The 22,794-nt window shown below is 60.7% G+C and carries 16 protein-coding genes; 11 read left to right on the forward strand and 5 right to left on the reverse strand.

The window, feature by feature from the left end:
- The first annotated feature begins 127 nt into the window (after positions 1-127).
- The 8 genes from OHL16_RS13275 (at position 128) to OHL16_RS13310 (ending at position 12,569) form a co-directional block, all read left to right on the forward strand.
- Positions 128-808, forward strand: a complete 681-nt coding sequence (locus OHL16_RS13275) for a class I SAM-dependent methyltransferase (protein ID WP_263367648.1) — start codon at positions 128-130, stop codon at positions 806-808.
- Between the two features lie 206 nt (positions 809-1,014).
- Entirely contained in the window at positions 1,015-1,854 is an 840-nt protein-coding gene (locus OHL16_RS13280) for an FkbM family methyltransferase (protein WP_263367649.1), read from the forward strand.
- 381 nt (positions 1,855-2,235) lie between these two features.
- The gene (locus OHL16_RS13285; RefSeq protein WP_263367650.1) at positions 2,236-3,732 is read left to right on the forward strand and encodes a DEAD/DEAH box helicase; all 1,497 of its coding nucleotides are present in this window, start codon (positions 2,236-2,238) and stop codon (positions 3,730-3,732) included.
- A 318-nt stretch (positions 3,733-4,050) separates the two neighbouring features.
- Positions 4,051-5,286 carry an acyltransferase family protein gene (locus OHL16_RS13290; protein WP_263367651.1) on the forward strand — a complete coding sequence of 412 codons (1,236 nt, stop codon included), beginning with the start codon at positions 4,051-4,053 and terminating at the stop codon, positions 5,284-5,286.
- 184 nt (positions 5,287-5,470) lie between these two features.
- Positions 5,471-7,108, forward strand: coding sequence for an ABC-F family ATP-binding cassette domain-containing protein (locus OHL16_RS13295; RefSeq protein WP_263367652.1), 1,638 nt, complete (start codon positions 5,471-5,473; stop codon positions 7,106-7,108).
- Between the two features lie 162 nt (positions 7,109-7,270).
- Positions 7,271-8,521, forward strand: coding sequence for an ornithine--oxo-acid transaminase (gene rocD / locus OHL16_RS13300; protein WP_263367653.1), 1,251 nt, complete (start codon positions 7,271-7,273; stop codon positions 8,519-8,521).
- A gap of 41 nt (positions 8,522-8,562) precedes the next feature.
- Positions 8,563-8,964 carry a DUF2237 family protein gene (locus OHL16_RS13305; RefSeq protein ID WP_263367654.1) on the forward strand — a complete coding sequence of 134 codons (402 nt, stop codon included), beginning with the start codon at positions 8,563-8,565 and terminating at the stop codon, positions 8,962-8,964.
- Between the two features lie 251 nt (positions 8,965-9,215).
- Positions 9,216-12,569, forward strand: coding sequence for a TonB-dependent receptor (locus tag OHL16_RS13310; protein ID WP_263367655.1), 3,354 nt, complete (start codon positions 9,216-9,218; stop codon positions 12,567-12,569).
- 356 nt (positions 12,570-12,925) lie between these two features.
- On the opposite strand, the gene OHL16_RS13315 is transcribed toward OHL16_RS13310, so the two are convergent.
- The gene (locus OHL16_RS13315) at positions 12,926-14,017 is read right to left on the reverse strand and encodes a hypothetical protein (protein WP_263367656.1); all 1,092 of its coding nucleotides are present in this window, start codon (positions 14,015-14,017) and stop codon (positions 12,926-12,928) included.
- Positions 14,018-14,153: 136 nt separating this feature from the next.
- Here OHL16_RS13315 and OHL16_RS13320 point away from each other — a divergent pair, with 136 nt between their 5' ends.
- Both OHL16_RS13320 and OHL16_RS13325 read left to right on the forward strand, forming a co-directional pair.
- The gene (locus OHL16_RS13320; protein ID WP_263367657.1) at positions 14,154-14,507 is read left to right on the forward strand and encodes a hypothetical protein; all 354 of its coding nucleotides are present in this window, start codon (positions 14,154-14,156) and stop codon (positions 14,505-14,507) included.
- A gap of 123 nt (positions 14,508-14,630) precedes the next feature.
- A complete protein-coding gene (locus OHL16_RS13325) occupies positions 14,631-17,354 on the forward strand; it encodes a TonB-dependent receptor (RefSeq protein ID WP_263367658.1) in 2,724 nt (907 codons plus the stop codon).
- A gap of 91 nt (positions 17,355-17,445) precedes the next feature.
- Here the strand turns inward: OHL16_RS13325 and OHL16_RS13330 are convergent, their stop codons facing one another.
- Positions 17,446-18,834: an acetyl ornithine aminotransferase family protein gene (locus OHL16_RS13330; protein ID WP_263367659.1), complete on the reverse strand. Its 1,389-nt coding sequence runs from the start codon at positions 18,832-18,834 to the stop codon at positions 17,446-17,448.
- Between the two features lie 31 nt (positions 18,835-18,865).
- Between OHL16_RS13330 and OHL16_RS13335 the strand changes: the two genes are divergently transcribed.
- Positions 18,866-19,102, forward strand: a complete 237-nt coding sequence (locus tag OHL16_RS13335; protein ID WP_263367660.1) for a hypothetical protein — start codon at positions 18,866-18,868, stop codon at positions 19,100-19,102.
- 58 nt (positions 19,103-19,160) lie between these two features.
- Here the strand turns inward: OHL16_RS13335 and OHL16_RS13340 are convergent, their stop codons facing one another.
- From OHL16_RS13340 to tsaD, 3 genes are all read right to left on the reverse strand, one after another.
- The gene (locus OHL16_RS13340) at positions 19,161-19,859 is read right to left on the reverse strand and encodes a hypothetical protein (RefSeq protein WP_263367661.1); all 699 of its coding nucleotides are present in this window, start codon (positions 19,857-19,859) and stop codon (positions 19,161-19,163) included.
- 81 nt (positions 19,860-19,940) lie between these two features.
- The gene (gene cysS / locus OHL16_RS13345) at positions 19,941-21,413 is read right to left on the reverse strand and encodes a cysteine--tRNA ligase (RefSeq protein ID WP_263367974.1); all 1,473 of its coding nucleotides are present in this window, start codon (positions 21,411-21,413) and stop codon (positions 19,941-19,943) included.
- A gap of 122 nt (positions 21,414-21,535) precedes the next feature.
- Positions 21,536-22,771, reverse strand: coding sequence for a tRNA (adenosine(37)-N6)-threonylcarbamoyltransferase complex transferase subunit TsaD (tsaD, locus tag OHL16_RS13350; protein WP_263367662.1), 1,236 nt, complete (start codon positions 22,769-22,771; stop codon positions 21,536-21,538).
- Positions 22,772-22,794: the final 23 nt, after the last annotated feature.

Consider the following 22,794-nt stretch of genomic DNA (forward strand, 5'->3'; position numbering starts at 1 on the left):
AGGTCGTCTGCTGGTGCATTAGAGTTCCCATCTGCGCGAACTCTATCTAACCCCCCAGTGAAAGGAAAAAAGCTTAGTCAGAGTCTCCTTAAGTCGATTTGCTACTATTGATTCCGGAGAACGACGAATGAACGAAGCGTCCAAAACGAGATCTGTTCGTAACAGCGATTTTTATTCTAGATATATGAACGACAGCGTCCTCGATATTGGATGTGGTCCCGATTTAGTTGTTCCCCACGCTACGCCGTTCGACCAAGAGGACGGAGATGCAAATGAAATTCTTAACTATTTCAAGCCAGAGAGTTTTTCTTGCGTTCATAGTTCACATTGCTTGGAACACATGAGAAATCCTCAAAAATCCATAGCAGACTGGTGGACATTGCTAAAACCTGGTGGATACCTAATTACGGTCGTTCCCGATGAGGAACTCTATGAGCAGGGATACTGGCCCAGTCTCTTCAACACTGATCATAAGAGCATGTTTCGCTTGGACGGAATTTCTAAGCATCCTGAAGTGTCATTTAATATGAAGGACTTAGTCAGCTCTTTGCCAGGCGCCACTATTATCTCCGTTAAGCGCCATAGCGGTCATTATTGTCATTGGAAACCATTGATTCCATTTCGTGCTGTTAAACCTGTCCGTAGCATTTTCTTTCGTATACGGCACTGGTTCTTGGGCATGGGGCTAATTGACAGTATTTTCGACCAAGTCCTTATCAGAGCGGCCCGTCTATTAAATGTGCCTACGGATCAGACTTTGGGGAAGGCGCTAGCACAAATTGAAGTCGTGGCACAGAAACGACTATGAATGATAAGAATTGAGGTATGCAGAGAACTCCTTCACGTCTTGCCCAATTTACCTTCGATATCGTAAACAGGTTGCAGGTCCTGTCTTCGCACCCAAATTTGATAGTTCGAGAGTTTGGGCGAATCCTTCATAGGACAGTCGCCAAGTTTTTGCTGCCAGTTGTAGGAGCAAACCATACGGTCGATGGGTATCTCTATGGCCGTTCCATGGTGATGCCGGCAGAACATGCCCTACCCACTGTCCTGTACAACTACCCTCAGTACAACCGCCCTCTCGCGTTGGCCGTGAGTGCGCTTGCATCATCCTCTTCCGGCAACTCGGGGTTGACTGTAATCGATGTGGGCGCCAATATCGGTGAGACTGTCGCTGTAATCGACCAGTTCGTCCCCGGGGTCTCCTATCTCTGCATCGAGGCCGACCAAGATATCGCCCGGATATGCAAGTTTAATCATCGCAACAACCCTCGAGTACAGACAGAGCAGTGTTTCATTGGTGAGCACGAAGGCACCGTCGTCTGGCTCGAGGATGACGGCCGTGCAAACTCATCGACCAAACTGGTGGATCAGGCAAAGTCCGGCGAGTCTTCCGAGTACGGCCGACTGATACGGCTGGATGCTGTCGCCGGCCCATTCGCAGAAGCCCACGGAAGCCTGAGCCTCGTCAAGGTTGACACCGAAGGGTACGATTTCTCAGTTTTGCGCTCGGGCGCTGCACTCCTTGACCGTTACAAGCCGGCCCTCTACTTCGAATGGTACCCGGATCTCTTGATTGGTCTGCATGAGCAGGTCTGGGACGGCTTCGACTATCTGGAGAGCATCGGATATCACCACTTCGTATTCTTCTCCAGTCAGGGTGACTACTACTGCCACCTGTCGAGACCGGACCACTTCATTCTGCGAAGCCTGGCCAGCACCGCCAGCCAGAACAAAACCCTCCTATACTTCGATGTATTCGCCTCGACCGATGAAGGCATTTGCAAAAGGCTGGTCGAACTAACTATCACCCCAATGAACTCTTCATCCTACTCACACGCCGAGCCATCATGACTGCCAGCTGAACGTCTTTTGACCGTCACCTCTCCAAACAGCAGCAAGGACCAAATGCGAAACTGCAAAATGTGCCTCGCAACTGTGATATAGTATAGTTGCGCAGTGAGAAAATGACTCACGCGCAAAGAGCATCGCAGGCAAAGACTCCTCGTGGAATTCGGAGATCTGGCCAGAGACTGCGATCGCTTCTCCCCACCGCCTGTCTTCCCACCTGAATTGGAAGCCGCGTTGGTTGCTCTGGCTCGAGGCCGTCATCGGACGAGTCTCGCCTGCAGCAGCAACGCTTCGGACGTACAAAGCCTTGCTGATTACCCGAATCCATGGCGCCTAGGCGCATCTGCATCTCTCTGCCGCTTCATCAACGCGAAGGAACACATCTTGACTACAGCAACGCTCGAGCAGCCCGCAACCCCGCAGGCTGACGCCGCAACCTCTACCCTCCCCCAGAACGGTCCCCTCTTCACGGACTTCAACATCTCCGACTCCCTCAAGAGCCGCCTCACCAACGCCGGCTTCATCAAACCCACGCCGGTCCAGGCCGGAGCCATTCCGCCCGCCCTTGAAGGCAAAGACATCCTCGCCACCGCCTCCACCGGAACCGGCAAGACGCTCAGCTTCCTCGTGCCCATCATCGAGCGGCTCGACGCCACCTCGGCGCCCAGCACGCGCGGCAAGCGCAACCCGATTCGTACGCTCATCCTTCTGCCCACGCGCGAGCTCGCCATGCAGGTCCTCGACGTCTACTGGAAGCTGATGCCCAGCGCCAAGCACGACGCCGTGCTCGTCTGCGGTGGCCTCTCGGAGAACAACCAGTTCGACCAGCTCGACCGCGGACCGCGCCTCGTCGTCGCCACGCCTGGACGGCTCGAGGACTTCCTCCGCCGCCGCGAGATCGACCTCTCCCACGTTGAGATGTTCGTCCTCGACGAGGTCGACCGGATGCTCGACATGGGCTTTCTCCCCGCCATCCGCCGCATCGTCACCGCCGTGCCGCGCCAACGCCAGACCATGTGCTACTCGGCGACGCTCGACGCCAACATCCAGGAGATAGTGCGCGACTACGTCAAGAGCCCTGTCCGCATCGAGATCGGCGCCACCTCGAAGCCGTCGGACCGCGTCGAGCTCCGCGCCTGCACCGTCATGCAGGACCAGAAGCTCGGCCTGCTGAACCAGATGCTCAACGAGGAGCAGGGAACCTTCCTCGTCTTCTCACGCACCAAGCACGGCGCTGACCGCATCTCACGCAAGCTGCAGAAGCTCGGCCACGACTCCGACGCCATCCACGGCGACCGCAGCCAGTCGCAGCGCACCGCGGCACTCAAGGGCTTCGCAAATGGCAAGCACCGCGTGCTCGTCGCCACCGACGTCGCCGCGCGCGGAATCGACATCTCCGACATCGCCCACGTCGTCAACTACGACCTTCCCAACGCCAGCGAGGACTTCGTCCACCGCATCGGCCGGACGGGACGCGCCGGCGCTAAGGGCATTGCCACCACCTTCGTCATGCCGCAGGAGCGCCATGACGCACGCAAGCTCGAGCGCGAACTCAACATAAAGTTCGACTGGCGCGAGGCCGATAAGAACCTTGAGCGGGAGGAGCGCAACAAGCCCGTCGATCTCAACACCATCGTGAACTCTGGCGTCACCGACCTGCTCGCCCTTGAGACCCGTTCCTGGCGCAACGACTCCAGCGCATCGGCCTACGGCAAGCCTGCCGACTCGCGTGGCGGCAACAACGGCTTCCGCAGCCGCCGCAAGGGCAAAGGCCAGCAGCAGGGCCACGGCGGCAACAACGCCCATCCCGGCCGCAACGCCTCGCACTCGCGCGGAGGAAACTCGGGCAACCGCCCAACCCGCGGCAACCGGGGGCGCTAGCTTCAGTCTGAATCCTCGCTTCAACCACGCTCCGCGCCGGCCAACCAGCCCCGCGGAGCGTTTCGTCTTAACCGGGCTCGCGGTGCACTCCCTGTAAGGTGGAGGTGTTCCGATCCAGCATCTGCCTGCAGGTCATCGTCGGTGGAGGCCTCGTCTTCGCCGCCGGAGTCCTCACCGGCCAGTCCTGACGCGCGTCACTCAAGAAAAAATTTACCTTCTCTCAAGCTCCGCCCTATACGATGGAAGAAAAGCTATGACCTCTTTCTCCAAGGTCAGCACGCGCGACGTCCGGAAGTTCAAGCGCGAAGCGGCCTGTTCATGAGCGTGGCCAGCTTGCCAAAGACCGCGGCTCGCTTCGCAGACTCACGGGCCTCCGTTCTCTTCGATCTCATTCGCGGCCTCGCGGCTCTCGTCGTTCTCTTCGAACACTCGCGCAACCTCTTCTTCATCGACTATCACCAGATTACGCAGCATCGCGGTCTGCTGGCGCTGCCGTACCTTCTCTCGGGAGCGGGCCATCAGGCGGTTGTCGTCTTCTTCCTCCTCAGCGGCTACTTCATCAGCGGAGCCGTCTTCCGTGCTCTCGATCGCAACCAGTGGCAGTGGAGCGACTATCTTCTGCGGCGATTCCTGCGCCTCTGGGTTGTCCTTGTGCCGGCTCTTCTCCTGTGCCTCTTCTGGGATAAGCTCGGAATCCGCCTCGGCCACGCCCCGGCTCTCTACAGCGGGGCCGTTCAGAACCACATGATCGGCGATGTGCGACATCTCCTCGCCCCGCATATCTTCTTCGGCAATCTGTTCTTCGTGCAGGTCGTTCTCACGCCAGTCTTCGGCTCCGACGGCGCGCTGTGGAGCCTCGCCTACGAGTTCTGGTACTACATCCTCTTCCCCCTGGGCATCCTCGCGCTGCGGCGTCGGACGCAGCGGCTTTATCGTGTTGTGTGTGCCGTGCTCTTCGTGGCGACGGCGTGGTTCGTCCGCGGAGGTATCCTTCTCTCGTTTCCCATCTGGCTGGCGGGCGCGCTGCTCTACAAGCTGCCTGCGCCACGCCTCTCTGCTGGCGCGGGATACTGGTTGCGCATAGCCGCGGCGGCTATCTATCTGCCGGCCTTCTTCGGGCTGGCGAAGATCCACACCTTCCCGAGCCTTCTCAACGACTACATCCTGGCCATCCTGACCTTTGGCCTGCTGTGGCTGCTGCTTTCTGCAAACGACTGCTACACCCCCGGCTCCCCGGGCGAGCGGGCCTCGCGCAATCTGGCTCGTTTTTCTTACACTCTCTACGCCGTCCATACGCCGCTGCTGGTGTTCCTTGCATCGCTGCTCATTGGGGATACGCGCTGGACTCCCTCCTTGCGGACCGTCGCCCTCTTCATAGGCATTCTGCTCGCGACTGTCGGCTACGCCTATCTCCTCGCCTACTTCACCGAGTTCAGGACCGACACTCTGCGCCTACGCCTCGAAAGGCTCTTCGGCATGCCGACCTCCAGACCTGCGCTGCCCTCTGCCCCGGTCACAGAGGCGATCGCTGCGCGCGAGATGGCAAGCCAGTAAAAATCGGTGCGAAGTGCGACTTCTCTCCTCTGACGCGATCAAAGGGGCGACGCTCCCGCTGCAAGCGCTCCCTTCGAGCTGCACGTCGTTTCACATTCCCGATCTCGCGTGATCCATTGATCCGCTGCTCACAATTGCATCCACCGCGAAATTCGGCGAAACCCTGTAAAATAAGAGGAATCACATGATCTCCGTCTCCAACGTCACCATGCGCTACGGCTCGAAGCTCCTCTTTGAGGATGTTTCGGTCACCTTTACCACCGGCCGCCGCTACGGCCTCACCGGCCCCAACGGCGCCGGCAAATCCACCTTCATGAAGGTCCTCACCGGCGAGATCGACGCCCAGAAGGGCAACGTCGTCCGCCCCAAGAAGATCGGCGTCCTCAAGCAGAACCAGTACGAGTTCGACGCCTACCGCGTCATCGACACCGTCATCATGGGCAACAAAGCCCTCTGGGCGGCTCTCGAAGAGCGCGAGCGCATCTACGAGAAGCCTGAGATGACTGACGAAGACGGCTCTCGCCTCGGCGAGCTCGAAGGCATCGTCGGCGACGAAGACGGCTACGAGGCTGAGGCCAACGCCGCCGTGCTCCTCCAGGGCCTCGACATCCCCGACGAGCTCCACGAGCGCAAGATGAGCGAGCTTCAAGGCGGCCAGAAGGTCCGCGTTCTGCTCGCGCAGGCCCTCTTCGGCAACCCCGAAGCGCTGCTCCTCGACGAGCCGACGAACTACCTCGACCTCGACTCCATCCACTGGCTCGAGAATTTCCTCCTCCGCTACAACGGAACCGTCATCACCATCTCGCACGACCGCCACTTCCTCAACTCCATCTGCACCCACATCGCAGACATTGATTACGAGACCATCATCACCTACACCGGCGGCTACGACGACATGGTGCTGCAGAAGACCCAGGTCCGCGCCCGCATCGAGAGCCAGAACGAGCAGCGCGAAAAGAAGATCGCCCAGCTCAACGACTTCATCGCCCGCTTCTCCGCCGGCACGCGCAGCTCCCAGGTGAACTCGCGCAAGAAAGAGGTCGAGCGCCTCGCCACCACGGAGCTTGCCCGCTCTAACATCCAGCGCCCCTACATCAGCTTCAAGATGGAGCGCCCCTCAGGCAAGCACGTCCTTGAGTTCGAGAACGTCAACAAGTCCTACGCCCAGCCCGACGGCAAGACCGAGCACGTCATCAACAACTTCTCCGCCTCCGTGCTGCGCGGCGAGAAGGTCATCCTCATGGGCCGCAACGGCCAGGGCAAGACCACACTGCTCAAGGCGCTGCTCGCCAACGGCCCCGCCGTAGAAGAGACCGACGTCTCCATCGACTCCGGCGAAGTCAAGTGGGGTCACGAAGCGCAGATCGGCTACTTCGCCCAGGACCACACCGGGTCCATCCCCAAGGGCACTACCGCCGCCGAGTGGCTTCACACCTTCGACCCCAAGGCCACCAAGGAGGACATCCGCGGAATCCTCGGCCAGATGCTCTTCCGCGGCGAAGAGGGCATGAAGAAGACCGAAGCTCTCTCCGGAGGCGAAGCCGCGCGCCTGCTCTTCTGCAAGATCATGCTGCAGAAGCCCAACATTCTCGTCTTTGACGAGCCCACGAACCACCTCGACCTCGAATCGATCAACGCGCTCAACCAGGCGCTGCAGAAGTACGAGGGCACGGTCTTCCTCGTCACCCACGACGAAGACCTCATCGAAGAGGTCGGTACGCGCATCTGGCACTTCGAGGGCGGCCCCAACGACTTCCAAATCACCGACCACAAGGGCCCCTACGAAGAGTATCAACAGCAGCTTGCAATGGCCGCGAAATAGCTGAAATTGCAACACGCTCTCTGAATGGCGCGGCTCAGCAGTCGCGCCATTTTTTCATGAGCCATCTGAGTCCTGTCCTGCTTGTGGCTTACGCGCATGAAATAATGGATGAAACACACAGAAAAATCAGACGTCTCTCAAACAAAAGGTCAGGCGATCGATATGGCAGTCACAATTCTGCAAAACGACACCTCGCAGGATCCTCTCCACAAGGAGAAGCATCTGACATCCCGTTTCATCGCGCTTGAAGAGCAATACGGCGCGCACAACTACAAGCCGCTCGACATCGTGGTCGAGCGAGCAAGCGGCGTCTGGGTCTACGACGTCGAAGGCCGCCGCTACCTCGACTTCCTCGCCGCATACTCCGCCGTCAACCAGGGCCACTGCCACCCGCGCATCCTCGCCGCCCTGCTCGAGCAGGCCCAGAAGGTCACCCTCACCTCGCGCGCCTTCCGTAACGACCAGCTCCCTCTCCTCTACGAAGAGCTGCACAACCTCACCGGCTTTGAGATGGCGCTGCCCATGAACTCCGGCACCGAGGCCGTCGAGTCCGCCCTCAAGATCGCCCGCAAGTGGGGCTACACCGTCAAGGGCATCCCAGAAGGCCAGGCCGAGATCATCGTCTGCGCCAACAACTTCCACGGCCGCACCATCTCCATCATCAGCTTCTCCACCGAAGAGCAGTACCGCATGGGTTTCGGCCCCTACCTCTCCGGCTTCAAGGTCATCCCCTTCGGCGACGCCGCGGCCCTCCGCGCCGCCATCACGCCCCACACCGCGGCCTTTCTCGTCGAACCCATCCAGGGTGAGGCCGGGGTCCTCATCCCGCCAGACGGCTACCTCCGCGAGGCCGCAGCCATCTGCAACGAAAACGGCGTCCTATTCATCGCCGACGAGATCCAGTCCGGCCTCGGCCGTACCGGCAAGCTCTTCGCCTGCATGCACGAGGGAGTCACTCCCGACGTCCTCATCATAGGCAAGGCGCTCGCCGGAGGCTTCTATCCCGTCTCCGCCGTGCTGTCCTCGCGTGAGGTTCTCGGAGTCCTCACTCCCGGCGACCACGGCAGCACCTTCGGGGGCAATCCCCTGGCCTGCGCCGTCGCGCGAGCATCGCTCCGCGTCCTCGTCGAGGAGAACCTCTCAGACCGTTCCGCCGAACTCGGCGCAGTCCTTCTCGATCGTCTCCGTCAAATCAGGAACCAGCATATCCGCGAGATTCGCGGCCGTGGCCTCTGGGTAGCCATCGAGCTGGACTCCCCCGCGCGCCCCGTCTGCGAGGCGCTGATGCGCCAGGGCCTCCTGTGCAAGGAGACCCACGACAACGTCATCCGCCTCGCGCCTCCGCTCATCATCACGAAAGAGGAGCTGCTCTGGGCGTGCGACCGCGTCCAGTCCGTCCTCGAGCAGCTCTAACCCGCGAACAGCCCCATCGCCGGGCACTGGAGCCACAGCACATGCCGACCACCGAACCCATCAAAGCCCCTGCCCTCAACGTCCTCGGCCAGCCGCTCGGCACCTGCGGCTGCGAGCCCATGACCGGCTTCTACCGTGACGGCTGCTGCAACACCGGCCCCGACGATCTCGGCGTCCACACCGTCTGCTGCGTCGTCACCGCCGACTTCCTCCATGTCTCCCGCGAGCTTGGCAATGACCTCAGCACCCCGATGCCGCAGTACGGCTTCCCCGGCCTCAAGCCCGGCGACCGCTGGTGCGTCTGCGCCGCGCGTTGGCTCGAGGTCCAACAAGCAGGAGCCGCCTGCCCCATCGTCCTCGAGGCCACCCACGAGGCCACCCTCGCCATCATCCCCTTCGAGATCCTCATCCAGTACTCCGTAGTTCCCGACCAGCTCCAGTAAAATCCGTGCTTTTGCATCCCATCAGTCCCTGAATTACCGGGTTTTGAGAACCTGGATTTGCAGAACGTTGATACAGAGCCCCTTGACAGCGCGCTCGCGCCTGATTAACCCTAGGGCTACTACACCAAAACAAACTGGGACCGTAGCTGAACCTTATGCGGCAGATACTTACGCCGCCCTAAAGAGCCCGGCCACCCACCTGAACACCGCGCCCACTTATCGGTGTCGTCTCATTCAAGGAGCCAGTTCACATGACACGTCCTACGTGGAAACGTCTCTCTCTCTCGCTCGCAGTGTTGCTGACCCTCGCTGTTGCGCCTCCCGCTCGACCCCAGACCGCCGGCACAGGGACCATCAGCGGCACCGTCACCGATACCTCCGGTGCTGCCGTCCCGAACGCCACTGTCCAGATTGTGAACACCGACAACGGCGCCGCTCGCAACCTCACCACTAACTCCGACGGCTACTACAGTGCCACCTTCCTTCAATCGGGACACTATGAAGTCGTCCTCGGCGGTGGTCCATTCGGCAAAGTAGACCGCAAGAACCTCCAGCTCACCGTCGGCCAGACGCTCTCCGTCGACGCCTCTCTCGCCGCGGCCTCCGTTGCCACCGAAGTCCAGGTCACCACTGAAGAGCCGCCCATCGATACCCAGCGCACGGAGCAGTCCCAGACCATCAGCCAGACCTACATCGGCAATCTCCCCGTCAATGGCCGCCGCTGGGATAACTTCGTCCTCCTCACCCCCAACGTCGCTCCCGACGGCTCTACCGGCCTCGTCAGCTATCGCGGTATCTCCGGCCTCTACAACACCAACCTCGTCGACGGCGTTAGCAACCAGCAGGCACTCTTCAATGAAGCCCGCGGACGCTCCCTTGGCGCTCCCTACGTCTTCTCGGCCGACTCCATCAAGGAGTTCGAGTCTGCCGTCTCCGGCTACTCCGCCCAGTTCGGCGGCGCCGCCGGTGGCCAGGTCAACGCCATCACCAAGAGCGGAACTAACCAGCTCCATGGCGATCTCTTCTATCTGCTTCGCTACCCGACCCTCAACGCACTCGATCCGTACAGCAAGTGGTCGGCCCTGCACAACGGCGCCAGCCCCGTCCTGTTGACCCAGACCGTGCACCAGCAGCATCAGTTCGGCGGCTCCGTAGGCGGCCCCATCATCAAGGACAAGCTCTTTGGCTTTTTCACCTACGATGGCTTCCGCAAGGTCAACCCCATCCTCTACACCTCCAGCACACCCGCTGCGACCCTCCTCGGCTACGCTAACTCCACTACCACCTGCCCGGCGCCTCTCACCGCCTCGCAATGCACCGCCGCCGCCAACTTCCTCATCTCCGAGACCACCGGGACCTTCCCCCGCAACATCAAGCAGGACGTCTTCTTCCCCAAGCTCGACTACCAGCTCAACGGCAAAAATCACCTCAGCGCGAGCTTCCTCTGGCAGAACTTTCACCAGCCCAACGGCTATAACACCAGCCCCTCACAGAGCAATGGCGGAATTCAGAACAATGGGACCGCAGCCTTCCACGAGCGTTTCTTCGTAGCCGGCTGGGACTCGGTCCTCGGCTCCTCCACCGCCAACGAGCTTCGCTTCCAGTGGTCCCGCGATCTTGAGACCAACACCGCCAACGGGCCCGGGCCCGGTGTCACCATCGGCTCCGGCGTCATTGGTAACTACGGCGAGACCGCGGCCCTACCCCGCATCGCTGAGCCTGACGAACATCGCATCCAGTTCTTCGACGTCATCTCACAGACCCGCGGCCGTCACAACTTCAAGGCCGGCGTCGATCTCAACTTCATCCACGAGATCATGATCAACCTTTTCCAGGGCAACGGCGGATACACGTACAGCGGCCCCGCGGCCACTTCCTTCGCCAACTGGGTTCAGGACGCCTACGGAGTCAACGGCGGCCAGCACTACTCCACTTTCACCCAGGTCGTCGATCCCATCACCAAGTCTGGCAAAGACGACTTCTGGAGCAAGAACCTCGCAGGCTTCTTTGAAGACAACTGGAAGGTGACCTCTTCCCTCGTCCTCAACCTCGGCATTCGCTACGACACGCAGCTTGTGCCTCAGCCGCCCCGCCCCTTCCTCACCAGCGCCAACGGCCAGCCCAGCGCTATCGGCATCGCCACCACTCAGATCATTAACACCAACTACAAGATGATCCAGCCTCGCGTGGGCTTCGCTTGGTCGCCCTATACAGGCACCGTCCTGCGCGGCGGCTACGGCATGTTCTACGGACTGATTCCGTTGAGCGCCTACTACAACGTACGCGTGGAAAATGGTGTCTTCCAGCAGCAGTACAATCTCCTGCCTGGCCAGGCCGGAGCGCCCACCAACCTCAACGTCCTCTTTACGCCTCCTGGCCCCCCGCTGGCTGCGCCCTTCGCAGGCGCGCTCACGCCTCAGCCAATCGGCGTTCCCGCAGGCCAGCCGCTGAGTCCGCACGGCGTCGATCCTCACTACACCCAGCCCTACACACACTCGGCAGACCTCGCCATTGAGCAGGCCCTGCCCTTCCAGACCACGCTCTCCATCGGCTGGGTAGGCACGCGCGGCATGCGCCTGCCTTACTCCATCGACCTCAACCAGCCCGCTTACACCGGCGCCACCCGCACCTATGACGTCGTCGACAAAACAGGCAAGACCCTCTCCACGGTCACAGTGCCCTTCTATCCTGCCGGGCTCCCCAAACCAGACCCAGGCGATGGCAACTTCCAGGTCTCCTTCAGCGGACTCAACACCTGGTACAACTCCCTCGCCGTCTCCCTTAAGAAGCAGATGAGCTATGGCTTCTCTGCGCTCTTCAACTACACCTGGGCCCATACCGAAGACGCCGGCCAGAGCGCCGGCGGAGCCTCCGGTGCCAACAGCTCCGGCGGAGCCTTCTTCGGCACCGACGTCCTCCTCGATCCGTTCAACCGCAAGGGAATCTACAACAATCCAGCCATCAACATGACACGCGAGCAGGCACGTTCGGACCTCGACATGAGGAGCCGCTTCGTCGCCAGCCTCGTCTGGCAGCCAACCCTGAAAACGGATAACGCCTTGGCTCGCCACGCCGCCAATGGCTGGACCCTAGCCGGCACAGCAACCGAGCAGACCGGCTTTCCGGTGACAGCGTTCTTGACCAACAACCCTGGTAAAGGCGTCTACACCACGAACGCTGGTAACACTGCCACCGCAGCCGGCTTCGATGGCAGTGCCACCGGAGCCGCCAACAACACCTTCAACTCCCCTGGAAGCGCATTCGGCCGGGCCCCGCAGGTCGCACGTAACGGATTTCATGGCCCCGGAGTTCATAACATCGATCTGCGGGTCTCTCGTGACTTTCCAATCCACGAGAATGTTCGCTTCCAGATCGTGGGCGAGGCGTTCAACCTGGTCAACCATCGCAACGGCCTTGGGGTGGCAACCAGTGCATTCTCCTTCGTCGCTCCCACCGCCACCTCGGTGACCTGCCCGGTCTCAGGCCATTCCAACACCTGTATCGCGCCGTTCGTGTCGTCGACGCCATTCGGCACCATCAACAACACCAGCGGCACCCTCTACGGCCCTCGCCAGTTACAGGTGGCCGCAAAACTCTTCTTCTAAACCGAACTACCCAACTAGAACGGCTCCGTTTCGACGGAGCCGTTCTCTTTGCCTCTCATCCTCTCCCGAGTTTTCCACAGCAAAATCTTGTCAAGCCCCTAAATGGCCTAATCCCATAAAAACAAATAACTTAGCAGTGGCAGACTAGTTACTGCAACTTGCTAGAAATTGAAATAGCTGGAAAACGGACAAAGCCCCGGTCATCCCGGGGCTCATCTGTGCCCATAACTATTTTGTTATGAATATTTTACGATTAAACCCTTTTGATGCAATATTTTACAAACGCCAAAAATCTCTAACTCTTTCTATTGCAATATTTTGCGGCTACCCAGGGGGGGGTAGGTACCCCAGAGCAGCTACTCCGGACGCCTCCGGTCCAGCGACAAAGGCCGCTTCGGCTGCGGCAGAATCACGTCTCGGTTCTCGGGTGAGACGGGATGTACGCCGAAGTCCCACACACCGAGATTCACCTCCCGGTCGCTGATCACCTCCATCAGCGCATACTCGCCGAACTCCAGCGGCTGGCGCGGCGTCAGCTTCATCCAGTGGCCTCCGGAGAGCACCTCCCGGGCCGTTTCGATCACGTCCTCCTGCTGGTGCACACTGCCCAGCATGCTGATTTTGAAGCTCGCGACAATGCGCGCGCCCTGACGCACATCGGCCCGCACAATCACATAGCGGCTGCCGGCCGATCCGCCAGCAGGCGCATCCTTGATGGCGCTGCTCGCCCCGTGCGTGTCCACCGTCAGCGGCGCGCCTCCCGTCGCTGGCGGCTCGTCGCTGCCGATGCGGAGGAACAGCGCCGGCGTGTCCACATGGAACTGCACTGCTGCCCGTTCACCCTTGAGCTGCACAAGCTGGTGCGAGCTCGACAGCGGATTGATCGCGGCCTTCAGCACATTGTGCGATGTGTTGCGGTTCAGCTCGCTGTCGGACTGCGGCATCGGAACCAGCTCCGGCTTGCCCTGAAAGATGTCGAGACCCAGCACGCTGTCCTGCTCCGGCAGACGCAGGTCCTTGGCAACCTCAGGCGTGTACGAGGCGCGCTCTGCCTCCTCCTTCAGCAGCTCCGGATCGATCGCCGGAGCGCCATCGTTCTGCCCTGCGTCGTTCGCCTGCTGTTCGGCATGCTGCCGCTCCCACCGCTTCGTCGCCTCGAAGTCCACTAGCGAGGCTGGAATCTCCTCCTGCACGCCGCCCCGCTCTGCGCTGACGTAGAGCACTCGGTCGCCCAGCACGCGATAGCTCATCACAATCTGGTAGCTTCCGTCCTTCAGAATCAGGCGGGTACGGTGAGGCTGCGCCGGGGCATCGGGGACAGGAAGGCTCTTCTGCGAGGAGGTCTGCGCCCCGGCGATGATATCCAGTGTGGCAAAAAAGACACAGCCTACCAGCAATACAGGCGGCAAAACTAAAAACCTTATGGGGCAATAATGCGTCTTATTCATAGAACTTCCCACAGTGTAGAGCCACTGGAGCTCTCCGGTTAGACGCACTCGACCACGGGCTCGATTGACAGCAACTCCACCGGCAGTTTGGCTCCTCACGCAGGGTATGTTACACAGAAAGCAGCATTCAAAACGCATGCAGACCATCTTCCAACGCGGACGCAGCACGCAGAGCCCTCTCTGGCTCAAGCTGATCGCTGTCTTCTGCGCATTCATGGTCTGCGTGATGGGAACCGTGCAAGTCAGCCACACTCATGTGGTCTTCTCGAGCGTGAAGCAGAGTCCCACTCACAACAGCCCGTCGCAGGACGACCATTGCCCGCTCTGCGTGGCGATGCACTCGTCGGCGCTGCCCGTCTCGGCCCACGCACCCGAACCGACCCTGCAAATGCAGGCGCTCGATTCGGTCGCCGCGGATGCCGAGAGAACCTTCCGCTGGCGGTTCGAGATGGCCAGCCGTCCACCTCCCGCTGATGCAGTCCGCGCCTAGTCCGCAGACACAATCACGTTCCGCGCAACTCAGTGTCTGAACCCACCGCGTACAACCTACGCGGACGCGCCCCATATCAGCACGACGCTCTTCCTGAGAGCGTCCCCAGGAGCCATCTTCTTTATGTGCAGGCCATCTCTCCACCGGCTTTTCGTATTCGTGCTCTCCCTCGCGCTGTTCGCCACAGTCGCGCAGGCACAGAGCAACTCCGGAACCATCTCCGGAACCATCACTGACCCGAGCGGCGCCATCGTCCCTAACGCGACCGTCGAGATCGCCAATCACGTCAGCGGTTACACCCGCACCGTCAGAACCGACAGCGCAGGTCAGTTCCGCTTCTATAACATCCCCTTCAACCCCTACCATCTCTTGGTCACGGTATCCGGCTTTGCCAAAACCGACAAAGCAGTCGACATTAACTCCATCGTGCCGGTCACGCTGCCGATCCAGCTCTCTGTTGAAAGCGCTTCGACGACCGTCAACGTTGAAAGCGGCGAGGAACTGATCGAGACCGATCCCAGCTTCCACACCGACGTTGACCGCTCGACCATTGACCGCCTGCCGCTCGAGAGCCAGTCTTCTTCTCTCAGCTCCATCGTTACGCTGTCTTCACCGGGAGTCGCGGCCGATTCGAACGGCCTCTTCCACGGCCTGGGAGATCACGCTGAGAACTCTTTCTCTGTCGATGGCCAGCCCATCACCGATCAGCAGAGCAAAGTCTTCTCCAACCAGCTTCCCGCCGACGCAGTGCAGTCGCTTGAAGTCATCGGAGGCGCCCCCACGGCGGAGTACGGCGACAAAACCAGTCTCATCATCGTGGCGACCACTCGCTCAGGACAAGGAGTTACGACTCCTCACGGCAGCATCGCCCTCGACTATGGAACCTTCGGCTCATCCAACCTGGATGCCAACCTTGCCTACGGTAAGCAGAACTGGGGCAACTTTATCGCGGTGAACGGCCTCAACTCGGGTCGCTTCCTCGATGGTCCCGAGTTCCTGACGCTGCACGATCACGGCAACGAACAGAACTTCTTCGACCGCGTGGACTATCAGTTCAACCAGGCCAACTCCCTCCACACCAACTTCCAGTACACGCGCTCCTGGTTCCAGACCCCGAACTCCTATGACACCTCGAGCGTCTTCGACCAGTTCGGTAACTTCCTCGGAGCCGCTGATCAGAGGTCCAAGATCGAGACCTTCAATATAGCTCCCACCTTCACTCGCATCGTCAATGCGAACTCTGTCTTCAACATCGGAGCCTATGTTCGCCGCGACGGCTACAACTATTATGCGAGCCACAACCCACTGGCCGACTTCGGCCCCATCCAACAGGAGACCGTACAACAATATCGCACGTTGACCAACGCCGGCATTCACTCTGACTTCTCCTACAACAAAGGCATTCACAACATTAAGATTGGCGGCGTCTATCAGCAGACGTTTCTGCGCGAGAACATCCACACCGGACTCGTCGATCCGGGTGTAAATGCTCCATGCGTCGATAGCAACGGCAGCTCCGTCGGCGGATTCACCGACCCCAACCAGTGCGCCAACGCCGGGCTGCAGGCCAACCCGAACTTCAACCCCGTTCTCCTGCCATACGATCTCACCCGAGGCGGCACCAAGTACTACTGGCACGGCCAGACCGACGTGAAGCAGCTCGCTCTCTACGCGCAGGACCAGATCTCGGCCGGCAACTGGCTCTTCAACGTTGGCGTGCGCGGCGACTTTTACAATGGCCTCGCCGTTCAGCGCCAGGCCGAGCCCCGCGTTGGACTCTCCTATAACATCAAGAAGACAAACACCGTGCTACGCGCCTCCTACGCGCGCGCGCAGGAGACGCCCTTCAACGAGAACCTCGTGCTTTCCACCAACGGCTGCTACGATCCCGTCATTCAGGGCATCTTCGAGACGCTTGGCCAGTGCACCCCCGCGCCGTTCAACCCTGGCTTCCGCAACGAGTTTCACGCAGGCCTGCAGCAGGCCTTCGGCAGGCACCTCGTTGTCAGTGCCGAGTACATCTGGAAGTACACACACAACGCCTACGACTTCAGCGTCTTCGGATCGACTCCCATCACCTTCCCCATCGAGTGGCACAACTCGAAGATCCCCGGCTTCGCCATCCGTGCCAATGTCCCGGAGACCCACGGCTTCAGCGCCTTCGTCGTGATGTCTTCGGTCGCTGCGCGCTTCTTCAACCCGCAGGTCGGAGGCGTCGGCGCAACCCCTGGGACGCCCGGCTCCAACTTCCCCTTCCGCATCGACCACGACGAGCGTTTCAACGAGACTACGCACTTGCAGTACAACCTTCCTTTCCGCAAGAGCGCCTGGATCGGCTTCAACTGGCGCTATGACAGCGGCCTCGTCGCCGGTTCGGCTCCGTGCTACAACGCAATTGATCCGAATAGCAAGTGCGCGACGTTCTCGTTCGACAGCAACGGAAACCCGCTCACTATCAATGGCCAGCCTGCTGTCGACCTGAGCGGCTTCACTGCCGACCAGGAGTTCCAGTCTGGGCTCATCTGCAATGGTGTTCGTGCAACACCGACCAATCCTTTGCCCGTGACCTGCCTCGCCTCGCAGCTCACCTCCAGCCTCATCAACATCCCCGCTCCGGGAACTGAGAACGACGACCGTAACCCGCAGCGTATCCAGCCGAGGCACCTCTTCGACATGGCTTTGGGCGAGGACAACCTCTTCCACGGTGACAAGTACAAAGTTGGCCTTCGTGCGACTGCTATCAACATCACGAACAAGTACGCGCTGTACAACTTTCTCTCCACCTTCTCAGGCACGCACTACGTCTCGCCGCGAGCAATCACCGGAGAGGTCAGCTTCACCTTCTAACCTCCCGCTGCGTCACCAGCAAACAAAAGCGAGTCAGCAACAGAGCATCGTTGCTGACTCGCTTTTTTGCTGACTCACTGTTGCTATAGTCTCAGCCCCTCGTCGCCATCTGGATGCATTCTTCCAGAATATCGAGCGCCACGTCGGCCTCCTGCTGTTTCACCACGAGCGGTGGGCACAGGCGAATGCTGGTCTCGCCGCAGCCGAGAATCAGCAGGCCGCGCTCAAACGCCAGATCGACGATGCGATCGCGCAGCGCGCCCACAGGCTCGCGGCTCTGCTGGTCCTTGACGATCTCGATGCCGATCATCAGCCCGCGCCCGCGAACATCGCCCACGTTCGCGTGCTTGCTGACCCACGAACGCAGCCGCCCCAGCATCTTCGCTCCAACCGTGGCGGCGTTCTGCATCGCCTCGCGCTCGATGATGTCCAGCGTCGCGAGCGCCGCAGCAATGCACACCGGATTGCCGCCAAACGTACTCGCATGCGAGCCCGGCACCCAATCCATCACCTCGGCCTTCGCCATGCAGACACTAAGCGGCATGCCGCTCGCGATGCCTTTGGCGATGCAGACGATGTCCGGCTGCACGCCCGAGTGCTCGATCGCCCACCACTTGCCCGTGCGGCCCACGCCCGACTGCACCTCATCGGCGATCAGTAGGATTCCGTGCCGGTCGCAGATACGGCGAATCTCCTCAAGGAAATTCGTCGGAGCAACGACATAACCACCCTCGCCCTGAATCGGCTCGAGGATAATCGCGGCGACCTCCTCCGGCGGAACCGTCGTCTTGAAGAGCTTCTCCTCGATGAACCGCGCGCATCCAAGCGCGAACGCCTCTTCCTCCTGCGGCCCGCCGCTGCAACCGCGATACGCATACGGATAGCGGACATGATGCACGCCCGGAACAAATGGCGCGAAGCGGCGCTTCTGCTGCGGCTTCGACGCGGTCAGCGAGAGCGCACCCATCGTGCGTCCGTGAAATGCCCCAAAGAAGCTGATGATGTTCTGCCGGCCCGTGTGATACCGCGCGAGCTTCAGCGCGCACTCCACCGCTTCGGCTCCGGAGTTGCCGTAGTAGAAGCGATGCGGCCCAGGCATCGGAGCAATCGCCGAAAGCCTTTCCGCGAGCTTCACCATGTTCTCGTAGTAGAAGTCCGTGCCCGACATATGCAGCAGTTGACCAGCCTGGTCCTGAATCGCCTTCACCACCTCAGGGTGACAGTGCCCCGTCGAGTTCACGGCGATTCCTGCGGCAAAGTCGAGGAACTCATTGCCGTCGACATCCGTAATACGAGTCCCGCGACCCGACTTCGCCACCAATGGATAACCACGTGTGTAGCTGGGCGAGGTCAGACTGTGGTCTTCGGCGACGGTCTTCTGGGCAAGCGGCCCGGGGAGCGGCATCTTCAGCTTCGGGCCGTACTGCGCGTAGTCGGCCTCGGTGGCAACTCGAGTCTGCTCGTGAATCAGGGTGCTCATGCGGGTCTCCTTCGGTTGTCAGCGAGAAAGGGTGAGCCGCTTCCATCCGCCGCACGAAGGCGGCGAGATGCTGCAAAGAAAGCAGAGAGTAGAACGGCTGACGCTGGGCGAGAACTTCGCCAGGCTCGGAGGCGCTCGGCTAGTCGCCGCCGAAGAGGCTAGGCCGCGTGCTGGAAGGCAGACCGCACAGGTACGTGCGCGGCATCTGCTGCGTCCTGGAGGGGCACGATACCCCTGTGGCCTTGGAGATTGGTTCCATCGCGACTGAGAGACGGGATCTCATAAGGCTCGGCCTGTGCCGCTGAGTATAGCGCATTGAGCCCACCTTAGTGGAGCGCATTGCCAGTAACGATCGGGTGCGGCATCCCATCGTCAAACTGGACCGAAAACTCAAGGATCCCCGTCAGCAGATCGCGATGCTGCGTCGTAAAGTCGAGGCAGATCACCTCATCTGCCTGCGCTTTCGCTCCGGCCTTCTGCTTGTCAGGGACTATGCTGCGAAAGCAGGCCTTGGCCGCATAGGTCGTCACCACCGGGACTCCAATAACCGCAGTATCATCCTGCCTGGCAGAGCCCAGCGTAATTGCTGCAGGACGGCCGTCGATCGTGTAGTGAAACGGCTCCTGCAACAGAGACGCCGTTCCATACCGCTTGAGCTGCCGCAGAATCTGCTCCTTCGTAAACCATCCCTGCTGCTCTGCCTGCTTCAATGCACCCGGACACGTGCCGTCGATGGCCGAGATAACAAACGCCGAACTGCCAAGCTTGCTCTCCGAGCCTGCGGAGAGAATCGAGCGGACGCACTGCGGCGCCGCGGGGCCTTTGTCCGATGCCTGCGCTTTCGCCGCGCCCGTCATCACAGGCGTGAACTCGGCCGGATACGCAAAGGTCATGTTCAGCCCGGGATCGCGAAAGAGTTTGAGCGCAGTCGTGGGAGGCTTAGCAGGAGATTGCTGCGAAGTCTGCGCGAGACAAGGAGCAGCAAAGAGAGGCAGGCACAGCAACACCGCGGTCCGCAGCAACATGGCCATATCGTAGCACTTGTGGTCAAAACTGCATGGTCAACGCCAGCAAGCTCGCACTCGATCCTATCTTCCGTCAGAAGTCTACTTACGCTTCCAGCGGACGCCGTCCTTCGAATCCTCAAGCAGAATTCCCTTGGCCAGAAGCTCGTTCCGAATCGCGTCGGCCCGCGCGAAGTTGCGCGTCTTCTTGGCCTGCGTCCTTTCGGCGACAAGTGCATCGATCGCCTCATCGCTCAGCGACAGCGTGGCAACCATCGATGAGTCGGCCTCACCCAGCCGCCCTTCAGCCTCAGCCCATGCCAGCGCAGCGCGTGTGATCTCGGCGTCCCTGTCTTCGAGCACCGCAAAGACTCCATCGAACAGCGCAAGCACGCGAAGAATCTCGCTCACATTGCCTGCGCGAAGCGCATGCGCATCCGCGGCAGAGTTCGCCGTGCGCACCAGGTCGAAGATCGCCGCACGAGCCTCGGCCGTATTCAGGTCGTTCGCCAGAGCGGCGGTGTAGTCCTTCTCGGCCTTCGCTGCCGCCTGCGCCACTGCCTCGTCCAAACCTTCAGGAAAGCCACCCTTCAGCATGCGTTGGTGAAACGTCCGCAGCCGGTCAATCGCGTTGGTGGACTCCTTCAGGCTCTCGAAGGTGAAGTTCATCTGATGGCGGTACGGAACCGAGATCAGCAGGAACCGTATCGCCGAAGCACGATAGCCCTTCAGCAGAAGATCGCGCAGCGTGTAGAAGTTCCCCTCGGACTTCGACATCTTGCGTCCTTCCACCAAGAGAAAGCGCACATGCATCCAGTGCCGCGCAAACGCGTGCCCGCTCGCCGACTCCGACTGCGCAATCTCGTTCTCGTGATGCGGAAACATCAGGTCTTCGCCGCCCGCATGCAGATCGAACGACTCACCCAGATACTTCATCGCCATTGCGGAGCACTCGATATGCCACCCCGGACGCCCGCAGCCCAACGCCGTATCCCAGTGCTGCTCGCCGGGCTTGCAGGCCTTCCACAACGCAAAGTCGCGTGCAGCATCTTTCTCGTACTCGTCCACATCCACGCGCGCGCCGTCTTCGATCCCCTCGAAATCCTTGCGCGAGAGCTTGCCGTACTCCGGGAACCGCGCGATGCGGAAGTACCAGCTCCCATCGTCTGTCTGGTACGCGATGTCCCTGGCCGCAAGGTTCTCCACCATCGCAACCATCTCCGGAATGCAGCTCGTCGCATGCGCTACATACTCCGGCCGCTGAATCCCCAGCGCATCGGAGTCCTCAAAGAAGGCCCGTTCAAACTTTGCCGTGTACTCCGCAATCGGCAGGCCTGCCATGGTCGCATTGCGAATGATCTTGTCATCCACGTCGGTCACGTTCATCACGTGCCGGACCTTCATCCCCTGCTCGAGCAGGAAGCGGCGCAGCACGTCGACGTGCAGAAACGTCCTGAAGTTCCCGATGTGTCCATAGTCATACACCGTCGGGCCGCAACAGTACATTCGCAGTTCGGGAGCGCCGACTGGCTCCAGCGTCTCGGTCTTGCCGCCCAGGGTATTGAAAAGTTCCATTGTTGCCACGTGCGCTCTTATCCTGCCGCAGCCGAGCACGTAGCGCGGTGCAGACCACTTTTCTTTTGAAATTCCCTATTGATTTTAGCCGATGGCCCGTTTGCTCATTGTTCCTCGAGGTGCTATCCCTGCCCCAGACGAAGCTGCGGCGTCGCGCCCAGGTCATCGCCTGCAAACTGCTCGAGGACAAACTTCGGCCACGCCGCAGCCGCAATCATCGCGGCGTTGTCGGTCGAAAGGGCCAGCGACGGAAACGCCACCGGCAATCCGCGCCGGTCAGCCTCAGCCTGAAACCGCCGCCGCAGCTCGCGATTCGCAGCCACGCCGCCCGAAACCACAATGCCGCGCGCGCCGAACGCCTCCGCCGCAGCGAAGGTCTGGCGAAGTAGATTCCCTACCACCGCGTACTGGAACGACGCGATCAAATCCAGCGTCTGCGCATCGCATAGCCCTACAACCTCGTCCGAACCAGGCTTCAACTCCAGCTTCGCCGCCAGCGCCGCCCGCCGTGCCTCCACGCTCTCTCGCATGTGACGCGTCTCGATGTGCCGCAACACCGCCGTCTTGATGCCGCTGAAGGAAAAATCAAAGCTCGGCCCACTCGCGGCCACAGGAGCCTTCTTGTTCGGCAGCGAAGCCCCATCGCGATGCGGACGCGGCTTGATCTGCGCGAAGCTGAACTTCACCGCGCGCGGATTTCCCCGCACCGCCAGCGAATCGATCCACGGCCCTCCCGGATACCCCAACCCCAGCAGCTTCGCCACCTTGTCATAAGCCTCGCCAGCAGCGTCGTCCACCGTGCGGCCCACGTTGCGGTATCGCCACGCGCCCTCGCTGTCCTGCGTCTCGGCAAGATCCCGCGTTTGTTCTGCCAAATACAGATGCGTGTGCCCACCCGAGACCACCAGCGCGAGCAGCGGCAGCTCCATCGGAGCCTCAGCCCGCTGCCGGGCCTCCATCAGCACCGCATGAATGTGTCCCTCCAGATGGTTCACGCCGATCAGCGGCTTCCCCAGTCCAAAGCTCAGCGCCTTCGCATACGTAATCCCCACCAGCAGCGCGCCGGCAAGCCCCGGCCCCTCGGTCACCGCCACTGCATCAATATCGTCCAGGCTCACACCACTCCGCGAAAGCGCCTCGCGCACCACAGGCACTACGTTGCGCAGATGCTCCCGCGAAGCCAACTCCGGCACCACGCCGCCGTAGTTCGCATGCAGATTCATCTGCGAAGCAACTACATTCGACAGCGCGTCCGTGCCTCCACGAACGACCGCCGCAGCCGTCTCGTCGCACGAGCTTTCGATGCCCAGGATTAGACCCTGTGTCCTGCTTAGGCCTGTTCCGCTACCATCGCGCATCTCTTTATCATAGGTGAGAGCCG

The sequence above is a fragment of the Edaphobacter bradus genome (genome assembly GCF_025685645.1).
Lineage (GTDB): Bacteria > Acidobacteriota > Terriglobia > Terriglobales > Acidobacteriaceae > Edaphobacter > Edaphobacter bradus.